Below are 22,215 nucleotides of genomic sequence, written 5' to 3' on the forward strand. Positions count from 1 at the left end.
CCCTTTTTGTATATTATTACTGTTGTATGGTTCTTTTTACACGAACCATATCATCAAAGTCATTCCTTAAAATAAGGAGTTTAAGAGTAGATATAAATTTATTTAACTCTCGCTCCAAAATCAAATCGTAATCATTGCTCAGCGTATTGAAATCATTTGGCAACAAATTCTGTATAGCGTGATTTATTCCTCCTAGAATGGTTGGAAAGTCGATAAACTCCAATACTCCCTCCTTTATCTTAGTTTCAACACTAATATACCTAGGTCTTCCAGCATATTTAAAAGATACGCTTTTAGTTTCTACCGATGATTTCATCTTTTCAAATTGAATATTCACATCCTGTTTAATCTTTTCAGGTATGATAATATTCAGCATACAATCTTTATGCAACTCATCATCTACTAAAAAACCATTGTTTTCTACCACATGTTTGCATATAGGTAAAACAAGGCTTTCAAAGTAAGTTGATGCCAATGTTGCTGAAGGGAAAAAATTTATTTCGGTATCAACGTTAGACAAAAATAGGTCTCTAATTTGTTTAACAGCGACATCAAATTCACCTATATTATCTTTTTCAAATCTAGCAAGAGAAATACCATTCAAATCAGTCAATACTTTCAACTCCTTTTCTACCAAGAATGCACATTTGGAGAGGCCTAATCTACCCATAAACAGGCCTAGTTCAAATAATACATTATCACGAGGTTGAAGAACCATTTTACCGTTGTATATAGTCTTATCGTCTGTTGTTCCTATCAATATTCCACAGTCATATAAGAGTGAGGCTTTCATCAAATCCGAGAGGAAATTCTGATTTATCTTGAATACAGCGGTGTCCCATATTCTGTCATTCCAGATTGTGACATCAAAATCCTTCTCTAAAATCTTCTTTGCAATTTCAGCGAGTTGCACTTCCTTAGTAGAAGAACCTATGAAGATTCTCTTTTTTGGAGTACCTGCTTTCTTTTTTTCTTCTTTTTTCATGAGTTTAAAAAATCACACGTAGATCTTACCTAATTTCCCTGTACTCAACAGATCGTTATACACTATTGATATTTCGTAGTGTATCGCCTGTAAACTACTCAGTTTTTCTGGATTATTTAAAAATATTGGCTCCCTTCCATCCACAGACATTAGTGAATCTGAATGCCATTTGTTCTGCGACAAGCTCTTTGTTTGCCTATAGAGAACTGGTACCAATTCATAGAAGGCAAGATTTTTATAAGAATCAGGATTTATCTCGTAACATATAGCATTAAAGTCAAAGCTACTCAAAATAATATCCGCCTTCGATTTAGCTTTTAAATTCTTCAGGAAACGAATCATCTTTTTTATTCGACCTACAGTTTCGTCACCTCTACTGTTTATCCTGCTAATACTTAGAAAAGGATAGTCAGGAATACCACGAGTACGAGTATCCTTATTATAAACTTGAATACCTCGATAATCTGCTATTTTGTCATTCAAAATAGCAAGTACATCATCGTAGTAGTTTGCAATAACAACATCAACATCTCTTTTCAGATCGAGATTTCTTATCTTAATAGACTTAGGCTTTGCTATATTACACACAGAGTATTTATCAGACAAAATCCTTTCGCAATCCATACGAAGGTTATGTAAATCATCTAATACATTACCTGTGTAGGACGAGTAATTGAATTCTCTATTAAGTTTTTCCGATTGCCATGCTGGATAAATATTCTCATTGATAGCTTTTTTAGCAGAGCTAGCATCCCAGTAATAAAACTTATCTGAAATAGTTAAGAGGTCAATGTCACTGTTCGCTATAATATGGGTGTTGGTCATCACTGACCCCTGATATCTGAAGCTAACATTCGTTAGCGAACTCAAGTGATCTTTCACTCTCTCACCAGCTAATCTACTTCTTCTAGTGTATTCCGGTGGCACTCCTTTCATAGCTAGTCTTACATATACCAGCACGTCACCACTGTAGGATAAAGTACCAAGCTCTTCATCAAAAGACCTCTGAAAAGCTAGATGGTCAGGGTTGATGCGGTCTTTAACGCTCTCTGTCAAGAGTTTATAATCTTGAGGCATACTGATGATTGGTTTATGTGAATATTGATAAGTGAAGAATGGTTGCTAAAGATAGTAGTAATACATACTTTTTTCCATCATTATTTATAGTTTTTTCTGAACCATGCTATAAAGATTAGCACAGCCCTCTTTGACATTGCGCAAGGGGACGTTTTTCATTGATGCTGAGGTAAATAATTGGCCCGTCGAGGCTGGACAGGCTTGCTTCCCCTTGCCAGCTTCGCAGCATCATCAACCAATTATTTACCTCAGCATCAATGAAAAACGTCCGCTTTTATGTAACCATTTGGGCCTCCGGCGCCGGGCAGGAAGAAAGGTACTCCTTCACCACTCGGGAGGAAGCCGACCAGTACTACAAAAACCTTAAGCTGGGCATAGTCTACGAGCGCTTCACCTCCTACCCCGTTTTCGCGGAGCTCAGCGCCTCCTAGGTCGGCCCCATACTCAGATGTTGAACCTGCGAAAGTGATAGCTTAATGGCCTTCTTATAGCAGGGAGGGAGTAAAATTACTGTAAGCTGTTTCTAAGCAGGGCCAGAAAGTCAACTCATTGAGCTACTACAGATTGAAGAAAGTTGAGCCCAATAATCTCCCAGATGCGGTTCAACAAGACGGTTCAGAAAAGAATAGGCACTTTGCTTTTTGAGCCTGACTTGTTGAACCACCTAGATGAGCTATTTCAAAACGAAGTTCTAGTGCCGACTTCAATTAATGCCATTGATGGCCAATAAAGTCCTTAAAGTAACTTTATCCCCCGCTGCTATAAGAAGGCCAAATAGAAGTAGATAGGGCAAGGCGGCCCACTGCGGGGCTGCGCTAGTGTGGCCGCGACCAGAGGGCACTGTTGGGGCGCCCTTTTTGCTGAGCACCGAGCCGTGGAAGGGAGCCAGCCCTAGCCCGTCACGCAGCCCGCTGATATTGAGGGTCTGGCCTTCGAGCGAGCTGGGCTCAAACAGGGGTACTCCTTCCAAAAGGGCGGATTTACACGCTAAGCCCTTCGGCAGCACTTTATCAAAAAGGGTAGCTCGAAAACTGGCTCAAAAAGGGCGGTTCCAAGCAATCAAGCGGGTATGCCTTGCTTATCAAGAAGGATTTCCTTTTTGATAAGACAAGTAAATTAGATCTCTAGTAGTCTGTAATACAAGTATTTACATGGTTAGCGTGTAAATCTGCCCGTTTGCAAGAAGAAGCCCACCCTGGGGAAGGGTTAAGTATAGCCTTTCTAGAATCAAGACAAGGTTCTGCAACAGCCACGTCCCTCTTTTGAGACAGACAAGACATAAAATCAAACAGACACTAAACATCCTGCTCGAAAACAAGAACGAGGTTGACTGATCACCACTTCTAAGACGGGATAAGATTCGTAATCTTTATCTGCACGGGAGTGTAGATGTCAACGTCTGTAGTGGGGGTTTCTAGGGTTACGATGAGACTGTAACGCACTTTAGAGTTGGCCTTACCTAGTTTCTTTCGGTTCTTATACCAACCGTTTTTGGGATACACAGCTATGGTATTTCTCCTAGCCATATCAGCACCAGACATTACAATAAAGTCTTTTTTGACCGAGCCTCTTGAGCGCACTCGCTTAATTAGCCATTGCTCATCGCGGGTATCAATATCATCTTCGGGCGATTCTGATGCCGCAGAAATTCTTTGCTTGAATGTTCTAAGGGCCTCACCGGGTTTGATGACAGCGAAATCCAGTCCATGTGAATGATATTGGAAATTGCTAGCGTATTTCTTGTTCTTGCTTCCCGGGTTGGGTTCTATGAAATATGAGAGTGTAATCTTGAGAGTTACATCTTCGGCATATAGCTCATCAGCAAGAATGTCAGCTGGCCAAGGCAGCGCAAATAGATGGTATTCATTATACTTTGCAATAGAACCCTGTAGCTGATAAGGTTGGATTTCCCGCTCTGCAATCAATGTCAAACTATTCTCTGCGCTATACATGGCCTTCTCCTGTATAGGAACGCCATAGCCAACAGACCGAAGTAAGTTTATTCGAGCCCTCTCCGTCAGACTCTCGAACTGTTGCCCATTTAGCATCGCCGAAGTCCATTCGGCGGAATGCACCATCAACGCACGAATTGTTTCAGGCCAGTACTGGGGGTATGCTGTTCTTAATTCGGCCGCCATCTTAGCAGCTAAGGCAGCTGCACCACTTGTGTCACCGAATGGCAAAAAAATTGCGCTTGGATAATCTTTGTCGGTAGTCAGAACTTTTAAAGAAGGATGACTAACCACAAAATACTCATTTGTAGAAAGATTCCCTCCTTCCATTACAATATCTGGTTTGATAGGCCACTGGTGTTCCCAGATAATAGAAGTAGAGTTACAAGGAGCCATAGCCCCATGTTGCGCCAATGCCCGCCAACCTGGCCATTGGCTCTGGTCTATCTTGTCTTTCCTGGTATATGCCCCAACAGTCAAACAGTTATAGGCTTGACCAGGATCATGAATTGACTCGATATAATTAACATCCGGGTGCTCACCAAGATTATTGATAACAGTATTACCGCTACTAACGATTATTAGCTGTGGATCAATTGGATCCATAGAGGAACCAAATGCAATCTTGTCAACTGCAGCAGACCAAGCGGAAGGGCGGCCTTTGAAAGCTTGTGTCTTATCTGTGATAGTCATGCAAAATACACGAGGCGTATTTGCTCTATCAATTAGTGGTACGCTACAGGCATACTCTGTAACAGCGCCATACAGCTCGACATCGTTAGGATCACTCAGCTGAACAATCTTGAATGATTCGAGCCCATGCGCAATTCGTATCTGAGCAGGAGTTGCAACGGCATCAGTTAGATCACCATATAAAGCCAAACCGGCTATGCCGGTGCCATGCCCGCCATTGTCCCAGCCATCATATGTACCCCACGCATCATTATAAGTGTAAAGATGTGCGTCAGGGAGAAAGGGCTTAAGCAAAGGATGTTCGTTATTGACCCCACTATCCAATAAACAAACTAGGACGCTGTTCTCATCAAGAGAAGCCTGCGTCCTCTTACCTAGATCCTCTAGCCATTCATTGTGTCCGGTTGAGCTACTGCTATCGTCTTTGTGAATTAAGAAGTCTGCTAGCTCTTGCGGCTTGCGAAGCTCAGCCAAACTATCTAACAAGAGTAGTGAGCGCGATAGTTGAGCCGCCGTGCCTTTTATTAAACGAACACGATGTTCTGCAAATAGCAATTCTGACTGTCCGATCTGAACGTCTGAAGCTCTAAGATTCTGCAGAATCCTACTGATATTCTCATTATCTCTAGTCCGTCTAAACCAGACTTCCCACCATATACTCTCACTTGCCTCAGGAAATGGAATTTCGGGCTCATCAGTCCAAAATGACTTGAGTGTAGCGAGTTGAATATTATGGATGTTATTAATCAGAGCATAATTTTTGGGTTTGCCGTTATCTTCTCCTTCTCTGGTTCTACCGTTCTCAGTTAAATACTTCTCGACTTTCTTTATAAACTGCCCAACTCCACCTTTGGTCATCACCAAAGTGGCATGATAGCGAGATTCCTCGCTATCAATACCAACAACTCTCTTCTCTTCACGAATATTTAATATTTGAAAAGCTGGATCATACTTATCTTGATCGAGGCTTTCAAATTTCAGCTCGAACCCCCATTCTGATGCAAAATCTACATAAATAATATCGTCACGAACAAATTCATGTGCTAGTACGACATTATTATTTACGTCAATTTGATTACGAACAGATTGTAGCTCCTGCAAAAGCTTATTTCCGTGAATGATTCTATTCTGAGCTTTTGGATCTTTGGCTATAGGTCTTCTACCCGGGTATTTATATAAAAAAATATCCGCATACCCATTAACAAGGATATGCGGCTTAATTCTATTTTTAGCCATTTATGAAGTTCTTTTTTCAAGCGATTGTTTGAAATACGTCAAACTCAATTTTTCATCCCCATTAAGGATCATTTCCTTTAATGCATCTTGACAAACCTTAGTGATAACTGAATAATTTAACCCAAAAGCCATTTCAGCTAATTTTTGATAATTGGCTCGTTGGTTAAAAGAAAAACCCCTGGTACTCCGCTTGATTATTTCAATAATTTGGTCTTTACCTGGTAAGGGATAGTGAATCACATCATCAAAACGCCTGAACAATGCTTTGTCTAGGCTATCTGGCAAGTTCGTCGCCGCCACAATAATGCTATTACTTTGATCTTTCTCTATATTAATCAAAAAGCTATTGAGAACGCGTCTTATTTCTCCTACGTCTTGACCCTGGCTTCTGTCTGAACCAATTGAGTCAAATTCATCGAATAAATACACTGCTCGGTGGTCATTCATCGCGTCAAAAATCAACCTGAGCTTAACTATAGATTCACCCATAAATTTCGATATTAATCCATCAAGACGAATAATATAAACAGCAATACCTAACTCCCCTGCAAGAGCTTGAGCAGTCATTGTTTTTCCAGTGCCCGGCCCGCCGATAAGCAAAATCTTTCTTCTAGGGCTCAGATTATGTTTTCTAAGAATTTCCCACTTTTTTTGCTCTTTAACTAGTCGATCCAAGTCGTATTTCACCGAATCGTTAAGCACCATATCATCTAACTTGATCTTGGGCTGAAATACTTCTATCAGCTCGTTTAGCTCACGTTTAGGAGCTGAAATTGATATAGTTTTATTTGACTCTAAGAAGGAGAGCGATCTTTCTTTTTTAGCTTTTTCAATTATTTTTTTTAACTCTTGAGCAAAACTAGTATGGCCTTGCCGTGCCTCAGAAGCAGCAATTTGCATGGCTGTAGCAAAGAAGCGCCCTTCATCTCCATCTCCGAAGGAGGCTATTAAATTTTTTATTTGATCCGCTGCTGCCATGACACAAACTTAACTCTTGAATTTGTAACATGCCGACTCAAGTCTATAACTGATGTTACGCGCCACCTGCGTCAGTTTGCTGGAAGGGCCTTCAGGCAAACCGCAAAAGCTTGTTTACAGCATTTTTAGGCAGGTGCCGCGTAACATCAGTCTACAGCTGTTTAAAAGACAAGCTACATTGATTAAGAATAGAAGAAAGCTTTTAGTTACCCCAACTACTCCTATGAACATGTTGGTTATCAAAGTGTTATTTAACCAAGATGGTCTCGTTCCGACAACATGAATGTTGATGTAACTTCACCGCTTGCTCTAAGCACATTAACATAACAAAAGAGCTAAAAGTAACGTCTTTACAGCAGAAAACGCTAAAAATCTTAGCCACAATAACTAACTATTCGGTAGTGGTTCAAAGCAGGCGTTAAGCGTATAGGTGGGCAGGAAAGCATGTCTCCATTATTGAGAGCATCAAAAAGTGTGGGGCAATCCTATTTTCCAATTGGTCTAGACTGGAAATGGAGCGAATAGCTTCTTGACTCAAAGTGGTATCGCTCCACACTTTTTGATGCCTTCCAGTAATACAATTGACGAAGAATGGATTAACAAAGTGGAATACCAAGAGCCGAACTACGTTGGAGAGAATAATCCAATTTGGATTGTAATTGAGGAGCCCATTGTTGGTCTTATTTTAATGTTGATTATGCTACCTCGTGGCATGCGCAAAACGTAGGGCATTCACTTTACCATACTGCTGGTGTTCGTGTACCCAGGGTTAGCCATTATTACGTTAAGCCAAGTAGACGGCTCGCGGCCCAAGTTTTATGGTAGCAGTCCGCTACCACCCATCGGCACCCGAATGCTGAAGCGAATGTGCCCGTAGGTATGTAAAAAAACATTTCCGAATACCAAGAGGGTTTTCTGAAATGTTTAACAGTTGTAAATACAGGTGACCCTAAAAAGTAAGAAATCAATCCAAGAGTTTATATGCATTCTTCATATAAATTCTTTTAATTCCGGAGTTCGGATAGGAGTGAGCACGTTCAGTTTGCTTATTATAGAAGAAAGTATAGTTTTTTGTTCGACCCAAATAAATATAATGTGATGTAGCACTGGCTCTAATTAATTTGTTATCATATTCAATTACCATACGTTGGTATCCCGACTTTTCCTTCAATGCTTGTGCATCAATTACAGCTATAAGAATGTTAAAACAAGCAAGTATTATTAATATGAATGAAGTATCCAATATTCTTTTTAATTCATTATTAAACTTATCAATCTCAATTCCATATCCCTGTTTAGCAAAGGCTTTCATAATTTTATTAACTAAAAAAGCACTGGATATGGATATAATTGTAATAGTTAATATAGTAAATAACATCAACCATGTATTAAAGTACCAACATACGCAAATATATCCAAACAAAGTTCCAATAAAGAACAAGGTTGACAACAACTTACTGCTCAACCATGTATTGAGTAACAACTTAGGAGTATTCCATTTACGTAGTAGATTATCAGCTATCCTATCTGTAAACATCATAATACCCATGATGATTATAATTATTGCAGATATAGAAAGTAAGTAATCTGACAATAAAGACAAAACCTCTGTTACCTCAATATATTCGGTTATGGTCACCCCAAATACCTTGTAAAACACTATTAATCTTATTTGGCAGATTATCAACAAGAGTAAAGTAGCAAGTGGTAGATTGTCCCTGATTTGAGTTAATATACTAACCGAGGTTGGTTGGGTAGTCTCGCTCATGTGTTATGTGAGATGGTCTAACTATGCCGCACAGAGTTGGGACCTAGTTTGAAAATGGGTTTCGAAGTGGTTGGGGCGAGATAGCCGAGCGCCGAATGCCGTCGTTCAGCGTTGTAACAGACCAGATAGTGACTGATTTCCTGTCGGATTTCGGCGAGATTCGCAAAGCTACTGCTAGCGAGCAATTCGATTTTAAGCCGACTCCAAAATGACTTGGCGTGCGCGTTATTATAGCAGTTACCGAGGTGGCTCATGCCCTGAACTGCCTCGTAGCGTGCCACTAAGGCTTTGAAGTTGGTGGCGGAGTACTGGCTACCTTGGTCGGAATGCACGACAAGCTCAGGCGCGGGCCGGCGCAGGGCCTCGCTAATCAAGTCTTCGGGCATGGCCTCGCGCACGTCCTACGTGCCTCATCGGAGGCACCAAATCCGACCACTTTGCGCGAGTAGCGGTCGATTGTCATCCATTCTTTGGCACAACCTGTCTCACAACTGCGTAGTCGAGATTAGCCAAGTAGAATCCAAAATATGTAAGCAGTCTGTTCTTTTGATCTCGTCGTAAAAAGCCTTGTAGTCCTGACCTTGCTTGTTAAGGTCATAAGAGATGCAATAGACTGCCATGTTCTAATGTATGCTTAGTAAATGTGTAGTCTATACGTTTACCAATTGACCTGAATCCAAGCTTCTATATTCTTGTGACTGCGTTTGTCACTGGGGCACTTGTGAATCAGTTGTTCTACCTTCTGCCCAGTAGCTATGCTGGGTTCAACGGCTTTTTTGTTAGCGTCTACCCATTTACGTTTTTCAACATAACGTTTGATAAAGGGCAGTACCTCATAGCCTTCATTTCTGTCTAGCAGAAAGTTGTCAGGAAAGCCTGTGATCTTAGCGTTATCGCCCTCTGCTTTTGCGGTCCATTTATAGTCAAACTTCAGGTCAGACCGTTTGAAATTGTATCCCATACTATGAGTGGCTGTTTTGAGTATGCTCTTGCTAAAATCGAATGCCCATAGACGTTTATTCTTAGGTATTCAAGGTAGTATGATAATAATTGACTTCTAAATATTCTCAATAAAGTCTACCTAATTATTTGGTCTTTGTTTTGTTTGTTAATGAATGCTTTACGCACGATGCATAGAGTAGTAAACGAAATATATGCCCCAACATATACAAAAAGCCCGTGTGCTGAAGTCTGAGAGCATTTTATCAGGCTATTTGACTTTGGAAGAGCAGTTCTATATAGGAGTACCGCTTACTCCAGATCTAGTTAGCCGGTTAGACCTAAAAAAGTTTGGCCTTGATACAGCCAAGCCGGGAGATGTTAAGGTGCCCCTAGCTAAAGGGCCTAATACTAAAAATAACATCAATGGCAAATATGGGCGTACTCAACCAGAAGAGAAGCATGAGGTTACCAGGCACATCGACTATATTAGGAAGAAAGATAATACTCGTGTGCAGTATGACCGGATCTATGAGGTGTATAAGAAAGAGCTAAAGCATAAGTACGATATTGCTTTAGAGTTTAAGCAAGACGTTAATGGAGAGAATACGGTGTTTTCACCGTTGCTCATCTTTGACAATACGCCTGCTAACAACATGAAGAACACTCATGTAATGAATGTTTTTCTTGAAATTTTCGGCACAATCGACCTTTATCGAACGAATCTAAGCCCTCTATATAAATACGAGAGGTCCTTTGATGATGAGATATTGCCTCCTGGTAACTTGGCTGACAAGGACAACTTTGATGCTCTTATGCGAATAGCTGAACGGCATGCTCCTGAACAAGAGCTTAAGCCATTGCTACACCGCTTGGAGCTATTTAAGGAGTTTAACCCAGTAATCCGTCAAGGCGGTATGGGATTAACTGGCTATTACGCTTTCATCTTCAAGGACAAAGGCATAGTAGCTGCTGAATCTATCAAACGGGATAATGCTACCTATTTCTTCAACGAGCAAGGACACGAGGCTATCATTGTAAAGGATAAGCAAGAAATAATTGCTAATGATTTGATGATTAAAAGAATACCTCATACAGATACTTGGGAGCAGAGAGTACGCAAGTTTTTAAATAGTTACCCTAAGTAAAGGGCAAAGGATGATCAGTAAGCTTGCTCCTCTACTAAGTTGGTAATCAGTGCAGGATTTTTGAATAGTGGAAGGCCTTACGCTGAAAGCTTGAAGTATCATAAATAGGTATAGTTAGGTATAGATTAAAGGTTGTAAACGGTGCTTGGACATTTTATGAACGGTGTTGAAAGTCAAGGGTTGAGGGCAAGTTTTGAGGTAAAATTGGCTTGATAAGGTTGGCCAGACTTCACAATGGCAAAGGCTTGCTTGAGTAGTTTGTTGCAGACGGCAATCAGGGCCACTTTCCCGTTCTTGCCTTTGGCCACGAGCCGGTCGTACAAGGCTTTACAGGCTGTATTTCTCTTCTTGGCCGCGAAGCTGCACATGAAGAGTTTGCCTCGGATCAAGCCACCACCCATTTTGGTGATGCGCACTTTCCCCCGCACACTGGTGCCGGACGTGTGTTCGCGCGGGGAGAGGCCAGCCAAAGCGATGAGCTGGCGATAGTTATCGAAGCGACGGAAGCCGCCGGCAAACAACAGAAGCATGCCCGCCGTCTTACGCCCGATCCCGGGAATGGAGCGCAGCAACGTCATCTCCGCCTGGAAACGCTGCTCGAGCAAGGTCAGCAGTTCGGCTTCTACGGCTTCTACCTGGTGGGTCAAAGCTGTTAGGGTTTGTTGCAGCTGCTTCAAGGCGGTCTTGCTGATCACAGGTTGTTGCTGCAGCGCCTCTAACGAGTTACTGACCATGGTTTTCTGCTTAAGTAGCTGCTCGGTGACTTGCTCCAACTGCCGACACTCCACGAGTACTTGCTCGTCCGGTTGCCAGATTTTCACGGCTTGCTGCTGGCCGTAACGCAACAGCCACTGGGCATCTTTGCGGTCGCTCTTGCCTTTGCTCAAATGCATCTGAATAAAGCGGCGAATGATCAACGGGTTCATCACTGCCACTTGCCCACCCTGCTCATGCAGGTAGTAGGCTAGGGCTAAGTAGTAGGCGCCGGTGGCTTCCATCACAAACAAGCACTGCGCACCACAGGTCTTCACCAGCTGCTGAAAGCCCGCTTTGTTATTGCTGACTTCCAGGTGCTTGACCTGCTGATTTACTTGGTAGCACACGGCGAGCGTCGCTTTGCTAATGTCAATGCCCACGACGGGAAGAGGAAGTTGCGGATCCATACCTAGCGAGAAGAACGAAGTGAAAGGAGCGATCAGTAAGAAGGACTTCTAGGGCATCTTTATTATCCTAATACAGGCTCAATGGCCTCATGGAACGGTCCAAAGTAGCGCTAGAAAAGAGGAGGGATTCTCATAAAATACGAGCTCGACGGCTCCCAAACGGATGAATCTTACTCCCCTCTTTTCCTGCTTAGCGCCGCAAGTACGGCAGGTAGGCAAACATAGGACAAACGGTCCCAGTAAAGTGTCCAACGAGCCTATCATTCCTCCCCACTGCCCCACTGCCCAACCTAGGCCGTACCGAGCCGGCGCTCATCGGTCGCGTAGCAGCTGTTGAGCAGGCACGTTGTTCCAGGCACAGTCGCTTAACAAATGCTACACGAGCTACTAAATTAGGTTCAGGAAGGCTACAGTCGAGCTTGTATCATTACATGTAATACGAGCTCGACGGCTCCCAAACGCCTGAATCTTACTCTCCTCTTTCCTGCTCAGTCGCCGCAAATACGGCAGATAGGCGAACATAGGATAAACGCCGGCTTAAAAAAGAGGCCCTCGGGAAGTCAGTCTAACTAAGCTAACAGAGGGGTAAATTTCATTTCACAGTCGTTGAACGACCGTTTAACGACTGTGAAATGCGCGAAATTTGGGCTACTTTTGCCTAAACTTCCCGGTCTCTATGAAATCCTACGTCGCCTACCTGCGCGTCTCCACCCAGAAGCAAGGCCAGTCCGGCCTCGGCCTCGAAGCCCAGCGGGTCGCGGTGGGGACGTTCACCCAGGCGGCCCACTTACTAGGGGAGTTTGTCGAAGTGGAATCCGGCAAGAAGAACGAGCGGCCCCAGCTCCAGGCGGCCATGGCCCTGGCGAAGGCCAAGGGCGCGACGCTGCTCATTGCCAAGCTCGACCGCTTGTCCCGGAATGCGGGATTCATCTTCGCCCTGCGCGACGCGGGCGTGGACTTCGTCTGCTGCGACATGCCCGATGCCAATACCCTCACCGTCGGCATCTTCGCCGTGCTCGCCCAGCACGAGCGCGAACTCATTTCCCAGCGCACGAAGGCCGCCCTCGCTGCGAAGAAAGCGCAGGGCGCGCAGCTGGGCACGCCGGCCAACCTCACGCCGGCGGCCACGCAGAAGGGCCGGGACCGGAGCCAGGCGCAGGCACACGCCCATGAGCATAACGAGCGGGCGGCCGCGCACATCCTGCTGTTGCGCGAGAAAGGCCTCAACTACTCCCAGATTGCGGAGCGGCTCAATGCCCTGCGCTTTCTCACCCGCACCGGCAAGGCGTTTCGCGCCGAGCAGGTCAAACGCTTGTACCTGCGGGCCAAGGTCCCCACCCCCGGTTAGCTCCCCCTGGGGTAAGCCGGACCGCTTGGCCCCCGCTACCCGGCCCGGGACCGGATTGCCGCTCGTTCGCCCCGGCGTGCCACCTCAACGACGGGCGCTGAAAGAGGCTATCTTGCGCCGACCCTGGCGAGGCGTTCCGCTGGGGCCTGCTCGTATGACCCCCAAACAAGCCGACCGACTCCGCCGCCAAATCAGTGCTATCCGCCGTACCCTGGCCGCGGAGAAGCGTAAGTTCGGCGGCTATGATGATAGCCGGGGCTTGCGCTACCTGCCCACCCGCTACTACGTGCAGCTCGCCGACTTCGCAGGCGGGCTGACCTATCTGCGCTGGTTTTGGCGCAACTTTCCCACCGACGCGGGCTTTGCCGACTTCCTCTTCGAGGCCACCATTATTCTCTGTAAGCAGGGCAAGCTCCTGGAAGCGGCCCGCCAAGCCACCGCGACCTTTCGGGCCGATAGGCAGTTGCTGGCGCGCTTTCTGGGCGCGCCCGCCCCGCCCGTGGAAGCCTGGGAAAACGCCCCGCTGGCCGCTGAGGCGTATGCGCGCTACTTTGCCACGCTGGGCAGTCCCGCTACCCTACAGGACGTGGCCGAGTGGTTAGGCGAGCTGACGAGCACCGCGGAATTCCGCACCAGCGCGCAGCAGTTTAGCGACCTACACCGGCAGTTGCACGGGGAACAAGATGGGGCAAAGCGCCGGCACTTGCTGGCGCAGTTGTATCCCCCGAGTCCTAACAACGCTTGACGAGTACGCCCGCCACCGGCGACTCGCCGGCGTGGTCTATGTTAACTCCTCAAAGCGCCGCGGCAACGGCTGATCCAGCGTCAGCAATTCAATTCTACAAAGTGGGAGAAGCTGAGTCGGCTCAGCAGTAGTTCGGGGGCAATGCCCGGCAAGGGGTGTTACCCTTCTGACGGCTCAGCCGGTCGAGCTTGGCAATGAGCAGCGTGGCCCACTGCTCCCGGGCGGCCGCGATAGTGGCCAGCAGCTGGGGCAGCTGGTTCTAGCTGCCGCTCTCCACTTCCGTAAAGGCCGGGAGTAATTGTGCGGGATCGGGCACGAACGCCCGAACAGCCGCTTGCTGGGCTTCCAGGCCGAGGCCGGATTGGCCTTGCCGCTGGGTGGAGACGCGGTAGTAGGGAACGTAACGGGGGAGGCTCATGGGGCCGCAAAGTACGGCGTATAACGTTTTCCAAACGCACGTGGCTGTTGCAGAACGCAGCACAGGATCTCCCGCACTATCCTCAGCAGTCGAATCAGCACTATAAACCTGGGGGAAGCTGCTTTGTGTCTGCCTCTGCATCCAAGGTGCCCTCCTATCGAGCGAGTATAAGCGTTCTGCAACAGCCACGAACGGTTTCTACGCAGTTTTAGATACCGCGAGAATAAGCTGCAAACGCCGTTTTTAGAGACTTTTTTCGCCTCCCTTTTTTGAGCGGCTTACCCTGTGCCGAAAAAGATGTTTTTTGGCACAGGGTAAGCCTACACGAAACAGCAACGTTCATCGTTGAATCGCTATAATCTATTCTGCTCACTATTCGTCACTTCTATCATTATGAGAACCATCTTGCTGCTTAGTGTCTGCACAAGCATTTGGTCATTGCCCGTCGCCGCGCAAGGCGTGAAGTTAGGGCTCAAGGTGGGGGGCAGCCGCTCCCAGGTACTGGGCAATCGGCGCCAGAACCTCGAGTCTGCCTACCAAACGAAAGCGCAGAGCATTGCTGGCTTTTATGGGGGCGTGAACCTGAGTATGCCTATCCGGCGCAGCACCCACTTCGCGTTCCAACCCGAACTGGTCTATTTGCAGCGGGGCTTTTCCATCGAGAACAAGCCCAAGCGCCTACGCGAGCGGGATCAGTATCTAGAGCTGCCCTTACTTGTCCGTTTCTCCCAGCAGGGCTTCTTTGCGGAAGTCGGCCCCCAGGTGGGTTATTTTCTCGCCAACCGTACCAATGAGACTAACTTCAACGGGCAAGATAGAGCCTACTCTGTGGAGGAACACTCGGAGTTTAAGTTCTCCCTAGGGGCCACAGCGGGCCTGGGTTATGCCTGGGGTTCCGGCCCGCAGGTGGGTGTCCGTTATACGGTTAGTAGCGGACGCTACACTTCTAGCGGCGTCTTAGCCGGGTATGTCGGCTATACCTTCGGCAGCTCGCGTTCGCAAAAAGGCTAAGCGACGGGCTGCTCGTTATGGCTCAATCAGGGCTTCAACATTTGGATCTATAACTACCACGTAGGCACTACTTCTTGCCTAGACGACATTCAGTTGTTCGAATTACCTAATTGCAAACGCCCCCGAAAACCTGCGTTTTCGGGGGCGTTTGTGCAAGTGCTCTAGGTGTTCAGAAAAGAACTGTGGCTGTTGCAAAACTCAAGGGAGTGGCTTTTTACCTTGCTTAGTCGACTTGAAAAGCGAGGTAAAAAGCCACTTACACCAACCATTTTACGTGCTGTGCCGGTTGGTCGAAGTGCTTACAGTCTGCTGCTCCGAGTTCTGCAACAGCCACGCACGTTTAGAAAATGTTATAGAAACATATCGATCAAATAAAGGGGAAGAAAAAGAGCGCCTGCATTTTCTATAGTAGGTTTTCTGGAGGTTGTTGTGAAAGTTAATTATCAAGCAGTTGAGAGCGTATTTACTGGGGAAACAGTAAAAATACACATCACTTTGTTTTCATTTTGAAAACAAAGTGTTATCTTTAGAGTATAGAGAGAGCAACAAAGCTCTTTTCTAAAGCTCACTTTTATGACAGGTATTCGCAACACCTCCACCAGCGCCGGCCCTGCAACAGCCGACGCGTATCAGGTCATCACTGACCGCATCATCGCCAAGATGGAAGGCGGTGAAATTCCGTGGCAGAAGCCTTGGCACTCGCTAGGTGCTCCGCGCAACTACGTGACCGGCCACGTATACACCGGCATCAATGCCTTCCTGCTGCATTTCCTCAGCGAAGGACTGCCGCTGTTCATGACCTTCCGTCAAGCTCAAGACCTAGGCGGGCACATTCGCAAGGGTGCGAAGGGCTTCCCGATCATTTTCTACAACGTGGTCGAGAAGGAGACTGAGGAAGGTACGACGAAGAAAACCCCCTTCGTGAAGTACTGCACCGTGTTTAACATTGACGACGTGGAAGGCATCGAGTTGGTGGTGCCTGAGTTTGCCGCAGTTGAGCAGGAGCCCATCACAGCAGCGGAAGCCATTGTGACGAGCTGGGTCGACCGGCCCCGCATCACGCATATGGACCAACAGGCGTACTATGTACCTTCGACCGACTACGTGAACATGCCGTTGTTCAGCAGCTTCCGTTCGGCTGAGCAATACTATCAGACGCTCTTTCACGAGTTGACCCACGCCACCGGCCACCGGCAGCGCCTAAACCGTTCCGACCTGGCCGAGAACATGGCCGTGAAAGGAGCCGAAGGCTATGCGCGGGAAGAACTGACTGCCGAAATGGGTGCCGCTTTCCTCTGTGGTGCCGCTGGTATCAGCCCCGAGGCCACTGACGATAATACGGCCGCTTACCTTCAGTTTTGGCTCGGTCGGTTGAAAGCCGATAAGACCCTGCTGGTAAAAGCTGCCAGCCACGCTCAGAAAGCCGCAAATCTAATCCTAGGCGTAGCTACGAAAGCCACAGTATAGAAGCCACGAGAAAGCCCCGGCCGCTACAGGTGGGGCTTTCTTACGGGCTCTTTTCTTCCCTTTTGTTTATTGATACATGCTTCATGGAACAGCCCGTTCTACTACTTTCGTCTCGTATGGATAGCACAACGCCCCCGCCAACCTTCACTGAGCTGCTACGCGAAGGCAATAAATTCACTGACCGCGACTTTATGAAGGTGCTGGGCATAAGCCACACGAAGCTGAAACGCCTAGAAGCAGATCCTTCGCTTTTTACCGTTAATGATTTAATGGTGCTGGCGCTGCTCATCGAAAAACCTATCAAAAAGGTGATGGCGGTAGTACTGGAGCAAGTAGCGCAGGATGAGCAAGCCGCCCAGGAGCGAGAAGAAGCTGTAAAACAGGCTACAGGACGGAAGTACTACCCTCGTAAACCCAAGCAGGAAAGCTAGGCTTTGCTTGTGATTCCTATCCTTTGGCTAGGTAGGCTCAAAACTGTTTTGTTATCATATTGAAAACAATCTGAGCAAAAATGCTACCTTTCAGAAGTCAATAGCAGGCCGCTGAGAATTAGCTGGCTGGCATAAAAACACTGCGGGAGCCCCTGTGCAACCAAGGACTCCCGCTAAGTATTAAGTATTCGCATGACAAATGTAGAAAAAATCTACCTGGATTCTAACATATGCAGGTATCCTAACGAGGTATTGCAATTTGGACCCTACGGGAGCCTCGCAATTGACTTACTCGTGTGGGCGGCAAGAGAAACCTACGTGCCCAATTTTCGGGAGCGGTTGGACCTGTTAATTCCCACGCCTACCCTCATCTTTCACGCCGCCGACTTTTACAACCTCTTTGGCCATCGGCGCAATAGTGTACTCAAGCCCTTAACGCCAGGTGGTGAAGCCATCTTTGCATATCGGGAGAAGCACCGCAAAGAATACGGCCGTTGCATCCTAGATGCTGTGCTCTACAGCATGTCCACCAACTCGATTGCCTACAGTGAAAAGGAGTACCGCGTTGTCGACGAGCGTCGCCGCACGCGCTATACCCTCACGTCACTAAAAGTGTTCAAGGGACTCACCATCGAGCGCAGCCAGCGGGCTTACGTGCGCTATACGATGCAGGCAAACCCTGACTTCGTGCAGAACAACCACCTGCTCAGCCAAGCCATTAGTGTTCCGGACTACGTGAGCTTGCGCACGGCCGGCACTGAGCATTCCAAAGAAGGAAGTAGTTGGACGGTAGGCCGCTTCTTATACCTGCGGATGCGTTACGCCTGGGGCTTATGGTGCACAGCCGAGAACAAAGCCAAAGCTGAGTTCACCGAGAACTTTGAAGAGCTGCTGGAGATAGCAGGCTTTGTGAAAACGCCGCCTAAGAAAGCAGCCAGCTTACTTCGCGGCTACCTAGAGCGAGTTTGCACTTTAGCGAGCATCCCCTTCACGGCTCGCATTGAAAAGGTAACCACCCAGAATGCACGCCGGCAGCAAGACGGCAGCCGACCAGATGCCTACCAGGTAATCCTAACCAAGAAGGCCACCCAGCGTGCAGAGGAAGGCGAGCAGATGCGCATGGCCACTGAGCAACAGCACCAAGAGCAGCAGCAGCAAGTAGGACAGCCGCGCCTACAGAACCTAGCCCAAAATCTACACGCAAACTAGCGTAAAGGCCGTTTTCAGTAGTCCAAAAAAGTCCATTTTGCTATACGCGGGATGGTCTTTTTTATGCCTTTTTATGCTGTCGGTTTTCATTCACCTCCCTGTCGGTTTTCATTCACTTACTGTCGGCTTTAGTTCACTAGTCTGTCGGTTTTCGTTCACCTCTGTCGGTTTTCATTCACCGTCTGTGTCGGTTTTCGTTCCTTGATCTGTCGGTTTTCGTTCACCTACTCCTTATAGAGAGAAAATAGAATCTTAAGAATAGCACCACAACGACCACACCCAAGAGAAAGAAAATTAGCTTTTAGAGTGATGTTCAGGCGGGATAATCGAGCGAAACCACCCGAGTTTGAGGCATAGCTTACGCAGGTTGAACGCGCGTACCATCATACGATAAAGTCATCAATCGAAAAGGGCGCGTGCCACAGAAAGGAAATATGGGCACGATCGGAAGCGTCGGCAAATCGCCCGAAACGGGAAGAAAGGGCTGCGCAAACTAGGGGCGCGGCGGCTGGCAAAACTTCTTACTTTTGGTAACAGCAAAAGCAGCACCCATGGAAGCGGACGAGCTACACTTTTTAGAGGATAGTCTTGCCAATGCAGAGCTGCTGTACTGCGAGACGTGCCAAGATGACACGCTGCACACCCATGAGGAAGTACTAGACAGGTCTGAGGGAGTAACCGAGCTCAAGATGCGGTGCACGGATTGTATGACGTGCCGCACTTGGCTTCAGGTTGAGGGCAAGTAATTACTTACGCCGGCCAATACGAAAACCAAAGACTCCCTGGAGCACCATGCAGCCGATGTACCCCAGCATAAACGAGCCCAACGTGATTTTTACAAAGACAAGTGGGTCGAAGGTGGCGAGCATGGGTCCGGAGGTTAATCGTGGTCGTGGTGATAACGGCGCCGAGGCATGTTCTTGCCGATGGTGCCGAAGATGGCAAGAACGATGGTCATATTCACCACGTCGCGGCCCCAGCTGGGGCCATAGGGACTGTACAGGAAGATCGCGGTAACCAGGATAATGAGGAACGTGCGCATAGCTGAAGTGAATAAGCGCCTAAGGATTACCTAATCTACACAAACAGCAAAAATTAGTTCGACTATTTGGCTTCTGGTGCTGCTGGATTGCGTTGCAATGGCAGCCGTTGCACGCATCAACTTCTCTGTTAGGGCATCACGCCGCAGGCCTTGAGTAGCAGCACAGCCCCGCCAGCGACGCCAGCCAGGGCGAGCCGCGTAAGCATCTTTTCAAGAAAGCTGGGTTCGTTGTACATACTTGCCGCACTACAACCCGCGTGCCTACCTTCGCAGTATGGCAAACATCAACCGCATCGAACTCACCACGACCAGCGTTTACGTCTTCTTCTCCGATGGCACGTTCTGGCCGGGTCCGTATGCGACCGTGCCGTGCACGTTTCTCTATCACGCCACCGAGGCCCAGCGCGCCAACTGGCAACTGGTGGATCAGGATACGGCGGTGGAGTGGCCGGACCTAGCGCAGAAGCTCACGATGGCGCAGATGGGGAGGTAGTTACAATTAAACTCTAATTAGTGTAGGCATGAAGGATTTCGGTATCGAACTAGATAAGCTTTATCATTATTCTACTCCTGCGGGTTTTGCCGGAATATCAAAAAGCAAATCCTTGTGGATGACAAATATTCGTTATCAAAACGATATGGAGGAGTACAGCTACGCTGTTAAGCTAACACTGGAGGTGCTTAAGGAGTATGATCCGCCTATTCCTTATCATGGTATTTACTTTAAAGAAGACGTCCCTATCTATACCTTCTCGCTAACGGGAGATAATGACTCGTTAAGCCAATGGCGAGGGTACACCCCAGATGGGGGCTTTGCCTTTTCCTTTAAGCATCAGATGCTAGCCAATGTTATCAATCGCTACAATCTAGAGCTTGTACAATGTGTTTATGATGTAGAGGCACAAAAGGAAATAATTCGATCCAAAGTGATCGGAATGCTGCCAGCAGCTTGGAGCGAGCTTTATCAAAAAGCAGCCGCAGTATCCTTTGACAAGAACACAGTGGACGGTTATGCCCATCATGCTCGCACCCGCGGGTGGCGCGCGATGGGCTTTTCGTTGGCTCAGTATGCTCCAGTGCTCAAACACCCTCAGTTTAGAGAAGAAAAAGAGTGGCGACTGATCAAGGATACATTAGATCCAAAAGGAGAAAGAGTGAGGTGGTCGGGTAAATCAGGACAGAATAGGGCCTTATCTTTCGCATGTCATGAAAGACAGCCCCCAACCCGCCAAGCGTCGGCGTTATGACGCCGCCTTCCGCGCCGAAGCCTTACGCCTGGCCAGTGAAAGCCGCTCGACGCAAGCTGCCGCCCGGGCGCTCAATATCAATCCGAAGTTGCTCTATAAGTGGCAAAAAGAAGCCCTCACGCCGGTCGCGGCGGCCCGCGGGGCGGAGTTGGACCCGGCCACGGCGGCCGAACTGCGCCAGCTGCGGGCCTTGGCCCGGCGGCAGGCGCAGGAGCTGGACATTTTAAAAAAAGCCATTGCCATCTTCTCCGTGACCGACACCCGATGAGCCGCTACCGCTTTATCGAAGCGCACTGCGGGCAGTACCCGATTCGCCTGCTTTGCCAAGTAGTGGGGGCGCCCGCCAGCGGCTACTATGTCTGGCAACAAGCACAAGAGCAAGCAGTAGCCCCGGGTGAGCCGGCTTGGGAAAGGGCATTGGTGCAGGTCTTTGGCCGGCACAAACGCCGCTACGGCACCCGTCGGCTGCAAGTCGCCTTGCGCCGAAAGGGCTACCGGGTAGGCCGTCAGCGCCTGCGCACGGCCATGCGCCAGCGGGGCCTGCACGCGCTGCAACCCAAGGCCTATACCCCGCGCACGACCGACTCGACGCACGGACTGCGCTGCGCGCCCAATCGGCTACTCGACCAGCCTAAGCCCACCCAGGCGAACCGGGTCTGGGTCAGCGACATCACGTATTTGCCGCTGGCTAACGGCGACTGGGCCTATTTGTGCGCCTTTCAAGACGTGGCCAGCAAGCAGGTGGTGGGCTGGCAGGTCGGGGCCACGATGCCCGAAGAACTGGTGACCACCGCCTTGCAGCGCGCCTTTTGGGCCCAACCGCCCACGCCGGGCCTGCTCGTGCACTCGGACCGCGGCGGGCAATACTGCGGCACGGCCTACCGGCAACTGCTGCACGACCACCAGGCCGTGCGCTCGCAGAGCCGCCGCGGCGACTGCTACGATAATGCGCAGGCCGAAAGCCTGTGGTCCCGCCTCAAAACGGAGGTGCTCGAACTACGCGAGCGGCCCGTTTTTGCGGACTTGGCTGATGCCCGGGCCAGCGTCGCCGATTATTTTGACTACTACAATCACGAGCGCCTGCACTCCAGCATCGACTACCAGACCCCCTATCACACTCACCAACAACTTCTTCCACTTAACGCCCTAAACTGTCCAGGCTACCCAGAAGTTTAGAGATGTCAAGGGTGTCTCTATTCCTTATTTGGAGATTCCGTTAATTGATGAAGAGGAGGAATTCAAGTTAGCCTCTATCAAAGTCGGCCCAGTTTCTCAGCCGGAGCTAACAGCACAAGCAATGGAGCTAATGCCAGGTATAGATATAACAGCTTCAAATATACCATATCGAAAGTAGGGAT

General features: G+C 48.0%; 24 protein-coding genes. 12 read left to right on the forward strand and 12 right to left on the reverse strand.

From position 1 onward, the window contains the following. Window positions 1-16: 16 nt before the first annotated feature. Together cap12 and IEX74_RS21660 are read right to left on the reverse strand one after the other, a co-directional pair. Window positions 17-985 (reverse strand): CBASS system CD-NTase-associated NAD(+) hydrolase Cap12, encoded by a 969-nt coding sequence (gene cap12 / locus IEX74_RS21655; RefSeq protein WP_188816182.1) that lies wholly within the window; start codon window positions 983-985, stop codon window positions 17-19. 12 nt (window positions 986-997) lie between these two features. Continuing rightward, a complete protein-coding gene (locus tag IEX74_RS21660) occupies window positions 998-2,062 on the reverse strand; it encodes a nucleotidyltransferase-like protein (RefSeq protein WP_229755411.1) in 1,065 nt (354 codons plus the stop codon). A gap of 257 nt (window positions 2,063-2,319) precedes the next feature. Between IEX74_RS21660 and IEX74_RS21665 the strand changes: the two genes are divergently transcribed. Next, window positions 2,320-2,493 carry a hypothetical protein gene (locus IEX74_RS21665; protein WP_188816183.1) on the forward strand — a complete coding sequence of 58 codons (174 nt, stop codon included), beginning with the start codon at window positions 2,320-2,322 and terminating at the stop codon, window positions 2,491-2,493. Between the two features lie 272 nt (window positions 2,494-2,765). On the opposite strand, the gene IEX74_RS21670 is transcribed toward IEX74_RS21665, so the two are convergent. From IEX74_RS21670 to IEX74_RS21695, 6 genes are all read right to left on the reverse strand, one after another. After that, complete coding sequence (locus tag IEX74_RS21670; protein WP_188816184.1) at window positions 2,766-3,032, reverse strand: hypothetical protein; 267 nt, start codon at window positions 3,030-3,032, stop codon at window positions 2,766-2,768. 373 nt (window positions 3,033-3,405) lie between these two features. Next, the gene (locus IEX74_RS21675; RefSeq protein WP_188816185.1) at window positions 3,406-5,943 is read right to left on the reverse strand and encodes a S8 family peptidase; all 2,538 of its coding nucleotides are present in this window, start codon (window positions 5,941-5,943) and stop codon (window positions 3,406-3,408) included. Beyond that, complete coding sequence (locus IEX74_RS21680) at window positions 5,944-6,921, reverse strand: AAA family ATPase (RefSeq protein WP_188816186.1); 978 nt, start codon at window positions 6,919-6,921, stop codon at window positions 5,944-5,946. 964 nt (window positions 6,922-7,885) lie between these two features. After that, window positions 7,886-8,689 (reverse strand): hypothetical protein, encoded by an 804-nt coding sequence (locus IEX74_RS21685; RefSeq protein ID WP_188816187.1) that lies wholly within the window; start codon window positions 8,687-8,689, stop codon window positions 7,886-7,888. 17 nt (window positions 8,690-8,706) lie between these two features. Then, window positions 8,707-9,075, reverse strand: a complete 369-nt coding sequence (locus IEX74_RS23550) for an integrase core domain-containing protein (RefSeq protein WP_188816188.1) — start codon at window positions 9,073-9,075, stop codon at window positions 8,707-8,709. A 272-nt stretch (window positions 9,076-9,347) separates the two neighbouring features. Beyond that, the gene (locus IEX74_RS21695) at window positions 9,348-9,650 is read right to left on the reverse strand and encodes a hypothetical protein (protein WP_188816189.1); all 303 of its coding nucleotides are present in this window, start codon (window positions 9,648-9,650) and stop codon (window positions 9,348-9,350) included. Window positions 9,651-9,843: 193 nt separating this feature from the next. Between IEX74_RS21695 and IEX74_RS21700 the strand changes: the two genes are divergently transcribed. After that, complete coding sequence (locus IEX74_RS21700) at window positions 9,844-10,776, forward strand: hypothetical protein (protein ID WP_188816190.1); 933 nt, start codon at window positions 9,844-9,846, stop codon at window positions 10,774-10,776. Window positions 10,777-10,949: 173 nt separating this feature from the next. Here IEX74_RS21700 and IEX74_RS21705 read toward each other — a convergent pair whose 3' ends face one another. Next, on the reverse strand, window positions 10,950-11,939 hold the full coding sequence (locus IEX74_RS21705) for an IS110 family RNA-guided transposase (protein WP_188816191.1): 990 nt from the start codon (window positions 11,937-11,939) through the stop codon (window positions 10,950-10,952). Window positions 11,940-12,615: 676 nt separating this feature from the next. On the opposite strand from IEX74_RS21705, the gene IEX74_RS21710 reads away from it, so the two are divergent. Beyond that, entirely contained in the window at window positions 12,616-13,287 is a 672-nt protein-coding gene (locus IEX74_RS21710) for a recombinase family protein (RefSeq protein WP_188816192.1), read from the forward strand. 154 nt (window positions 13,288-13,441) lie between these two features. Next, entirely contained in the window at window positions 13,442-14,032 is a 591-nt protein-coding gene (locus IEX74_RS21715; protein WP_188816193.1) for a hypothetical protein, read from the forward strand. A 259-nt stretch (window positions 14,033-14,291) separates the two neighbouring features. Here the strand turns inward: IEX74_RS21715 and IEX74_RS21720 are convergent, their stop codons facing one another. Further along, window positions 14,292-14,450: a hypothetical protein gene (locus IEX74_RS21720; protein WP_188816194.1), complete on the reverse strand. Its 159-nt coding sequence runs from the start codon at window positions 14,448-14,450 to the stop codon at window positions 14,292-14,294. 393 nt (window positions 14,451-14,843) lie between these two features. Here IEX74_RS21720 and IEX74_RS21725 point away from each other — a divergent pair, with 393 nt between their 5' ends. The 4 genes from IEX74_RS21725 to IEX74_RS21740 all read left to right on the forward strand — a co-directional run bounded on the left by IEX74_RS21725 (window position 14,844) and on the right by IEX74_RS21740 (window position 18,568). Next, on the forward strand, window positions 14,844-15,461 hold the full coding sequence (locus IEX74_RS21725; protein ID WP_188816195.1) for a porin family protein: 618 nt from the start codon (window positions 14,844-14,846) through the stop codon (window positions 15,459-15,461). 573 nt (window positions 15,462-16,034) lie between these two features. After that, window positions 16,035-16,928 carry an ArdC family protein gene (locus IEX74_RS21730; protein ID WP_188816196.1) on the forward strand — a complete coding sequence of 298 codons (894 nt, stop codon included), beginning with the start codon at window positions 16,035-16,037 and terminating at the stop codon, window positions 16,926-16,928. Between the two features lie 116 nt (window positions 16,929-17,044). Then, window positions 17,045-17,359: a hypothetical protein gene (locus tag IEX74_RS21735; protein ID WP_188816197.1), complete on the forward strand. Its 315-nt coding sequence runs from the start codon at window positions 17,045-17,047 to the stop codon at window positions 17,357-17,359. A gap of 252 nt (window positions 17,360-17,611) precedes the next feature. Further along, window positions 17,612-18,568 carry a hypothetical protein gene (locus tag IEX74_RS21740; RefSeq protein WP_188816198.1) on the forward strand — a complete coding sequence of 319 codons (957 nt, stop codon included), beginning with the start codon at window positions 17,612-17,614 and terminating at the stop codon, window positions 18,566-18,568. A gap of 746 nt (window positions 18,569-19,314) precedes the next feature. Here IEX74_RS21740 and IEX74_RS23405 read toward each other — a convergent pair. Further along, window positions 19,315-19,437: a hypothetical protein gene (locus IEX74_RS23405; protein ID WP_262892053.1), complete on the reverse strand. Its 123-nt coding sequence runs from the start codon at window positions 19,435-19,437 to the stop codon at window positions 19,315-19,317. An 11-nt stretch (window positions 19,438-19,448) separates the two neighbouring features. Then, window positions 19,449-19,610: a hypothetical protein gene (locus IEX74_RS21745; protein ID WP_188816199.1), complete on the reverse strand. Its 162-nt coding sequence runs from the start codon at window positions 19,608-19,610 to the stop codon at window positions 19,449-19,451. 274 nt (window positions 19,611-19,884) lie between these two features. On the opposite strand from IEX74_RS21745, the gene IEX74_RS21750 reads away from it, so the two are divergent. From IEX74_RS21750 to IEX74_RS21765, 4 genes are read left to right on the forward strand one after another with little or no spacing between them, the layout of a single operon-like run. After that, a complete protein-coding gene (locus IEX74_RS21750; protein WP_188816200.1) occupies window positions 19,885-20,103 on the forward strand; it encodes a DUF2442 domain-containing protein in 219 nt (72 codons plus the stop codon). Between the two features lie 28 nt (window positions 20,104-20,131). Beyond that, entirely contained in the window at window positions 20,132-20,857 is a 726-nt protein-coding gene (locus IEX74_RS21755; RefSeq protein ID WP_188816201.1) for a DUF2971 domain-containing protein, read from the forward strand. After that, window positions 20,817-21,125, forward strand: coding sequence for a transposase (locus IEX74_RS21760; protein ID WP_188816202.1), 309 nt, complete (start codon window positions 20,817-20,819; stop codon window positions 21,123-21,125). Before IEX74_RS21755 ends, IEX74_RS21760 begins: the two co-directional genes overlap by 41 nt. Further along, entirely contained in the window at window positions 21,122-22,033 is a 912-nt protein-coding gene (locus tag IEX74_RS21765) for an IS3 family transposase (RefSeq protein WP_188816255.1), read from the forward strand. Before IEX74_RS21760 ends, IEX74_RS21765 begins: the two co-directional genes overlap by 4 nt. Window positions 22,034-22,215: the final 182 nt, after the last annotated feature.

Source organism: Hymenobacter cavernae (assembly GCF_014641455.1).
GTDB classification, from domain to species: Bacteria; Bacteroidota; Bacteroidia; order Cytophagales; family Hymenobacteraceae; genus Hymenobacter; species Hymenobacter cavernae.

What these genes read in the sequence shown, in the direction of transcription:
- IEX74_RS21695 (WP_188816189.1), bottom strand. Translation starts at nt 9,650, where the DNA reads ATGGGATACAATTTCAAACGGTCTGACCTGAAGTTTGACTATAAATGG.
- IEX74_RS21745 (WP_188816199.1), bottom strand. Translation starts at nt 19,610, where the DNA reads ATGCGCACGTTCCTCATTATCCTGGTTACCGCGATCTTCCTGTACAGT.
- IEX74_RS21765 (WP_188816255.1), top strand. Translation starts at nt 21,122, where the DNA reads ATGAGCCGCTACCGCTTTATCGAAGCGCACTGCGGGCAGTACCCGATT.
- IEX74_RS21665 (WP_188816183.1), top strand. Translation starts at nt 2,320, where the DNA reads ATGAAAAACGTCCGCTTTTATGTAACCATTTGGGCCTCCGGCGCCGGG.
- IEX74_RS21685 (WP_188816187.1), bottom strand. Translation starts at nt 8,689, where the DNA reads ATGAGCGAGACTACCCAACCAACCTCGGTTAGTATATTAACTCAAATC.
- IEX74_RS21705 (WP_188816191.1), bottom strand. Translation starts at nt 11,939, where the DNA reads ATGGATCCGCAACTTCCTCTTCCCGTCGTGGGCATTGACATTAGCAAA.
- IEX74_RS23550 (WP_188816188.1), bottom strand. Translation starts at nt 9,075, where the DNA reads ATGCCCGAAGACTTGATTAGCGAGGCCCTGCGCCGGCCCGCGCCTGAG.
- IEX74_RS21725 (WP_188816195.1), top strand. Translation starts at nt 14,844, where the DNA reads ATGAGAACCATCTTGCTGCTTAGTGTCTGCACAAGCATTTGGTCATTG.
- IEX74_RS21715 (WP_188816193.1), top strand. Translation starts at nt 13,442, where the DNA reads ATGACCCCCAAACAAGCCGACCGACTCCGCCGCCAAATCAGTGCTATC.
- IEX74_RS21660 (WP_229755411.1), bottom strand. Translation starts at nt 2,062, where the DNA reads ATGCCTCAAGATTATAAACTCTTGACAGAGAGCGTTAAAGACCGCATC.
- IEX74_RS21755 (WP_188816201.1), top strand. Translation starts at nt 20,132, where the DNA reads ATGAAGGATTTCGGTATCGAACTAGATAAGCTTTATCATTATTCTACT.
- IEX74_RS21760 (WP_188816202.1), top strand. Translation starts at nt 20,817, where the DNA reads ATGAAAGACAGCCCCCAACCCGCCAAGCGTCGGCGTTATGACGCCGCC.
- IEX74_RS21735 (WP_188816197.1), top strand. Translation starts at nt 17,045, where the DNA reads ATGGATAGCACAACGCCCCCGCCAACCTTCACTGAGCTGCTACGCGAA.
- IEX74_RS21700 (WP_188816190.1), top strand. Translation starts at nt 9,844, where the DNA reads ATGCCCCAACATATACAAAAAGCCCGTGTGCTGAAGTCTGAGAGCATT.
- IEX74_RS21710 (WP_188816192.1), top strand. Translation starts at nt 12,616, where the DNA reads ATGAAATCCTACGTCGCCTACCTGCGCGTCTCCACCCAGAAGCAAGGC.
- IEX74_RS21680 (WP_188816186.1), bottom strand. Translation starts at nt 6,921, where the DNA reads ATGGCAGCAGCGGATCAAATAAAAAATTTAATAGCCTCCTTCGGAGAT.
- IEX74_RS21720 (WP_188816194.1), bottom strand. Translation starts at nt 14,450, where the DNA reads ATGAGCCTCCCCCGTTACGTTCCCTACTACCGCGTCTCCACCCAGCGG.
- cap12 (WP_188816182.1), bottom strand. Translation starts at nt 985, where the DNA reads ATGAAAAAAGAAGAAAAAAAGAAAGCAGGTACTCCAAAAAAGAGAATC.
- IEX74_RS21750 (WP_188816200.1), top strand. Translation starts at nt 19,885, where the DNA reads ATGGCAAACATCAACCGCATCGAACTCACCACGACCAGCGTTTACGTC.
- IEX74_RS21675 (WP_188816185.1), bottom strand. Translation starts at nt 5,943, where the DNA reads ATGGCTAAAAATAGAATTAAGCCGCATATCCTTGTTAATGGGTATGCG.
- IEX74_RS21730 (WP_188816196.1), top strand. Translation starts at nt 16,035, where the DNA reads ATGACAGGTATTCGCAACACCTCCACCAGCGCCGGCCCTGCAACAGCC.
- IEX74_RS23405 (WP_262892053.1), bottom strand. Translation starts at nt 19,437, where the DNA reads ATGCTCGCCACCTTCGACCCACTTGTCTTTGTAAAAATCACGTTGGGC.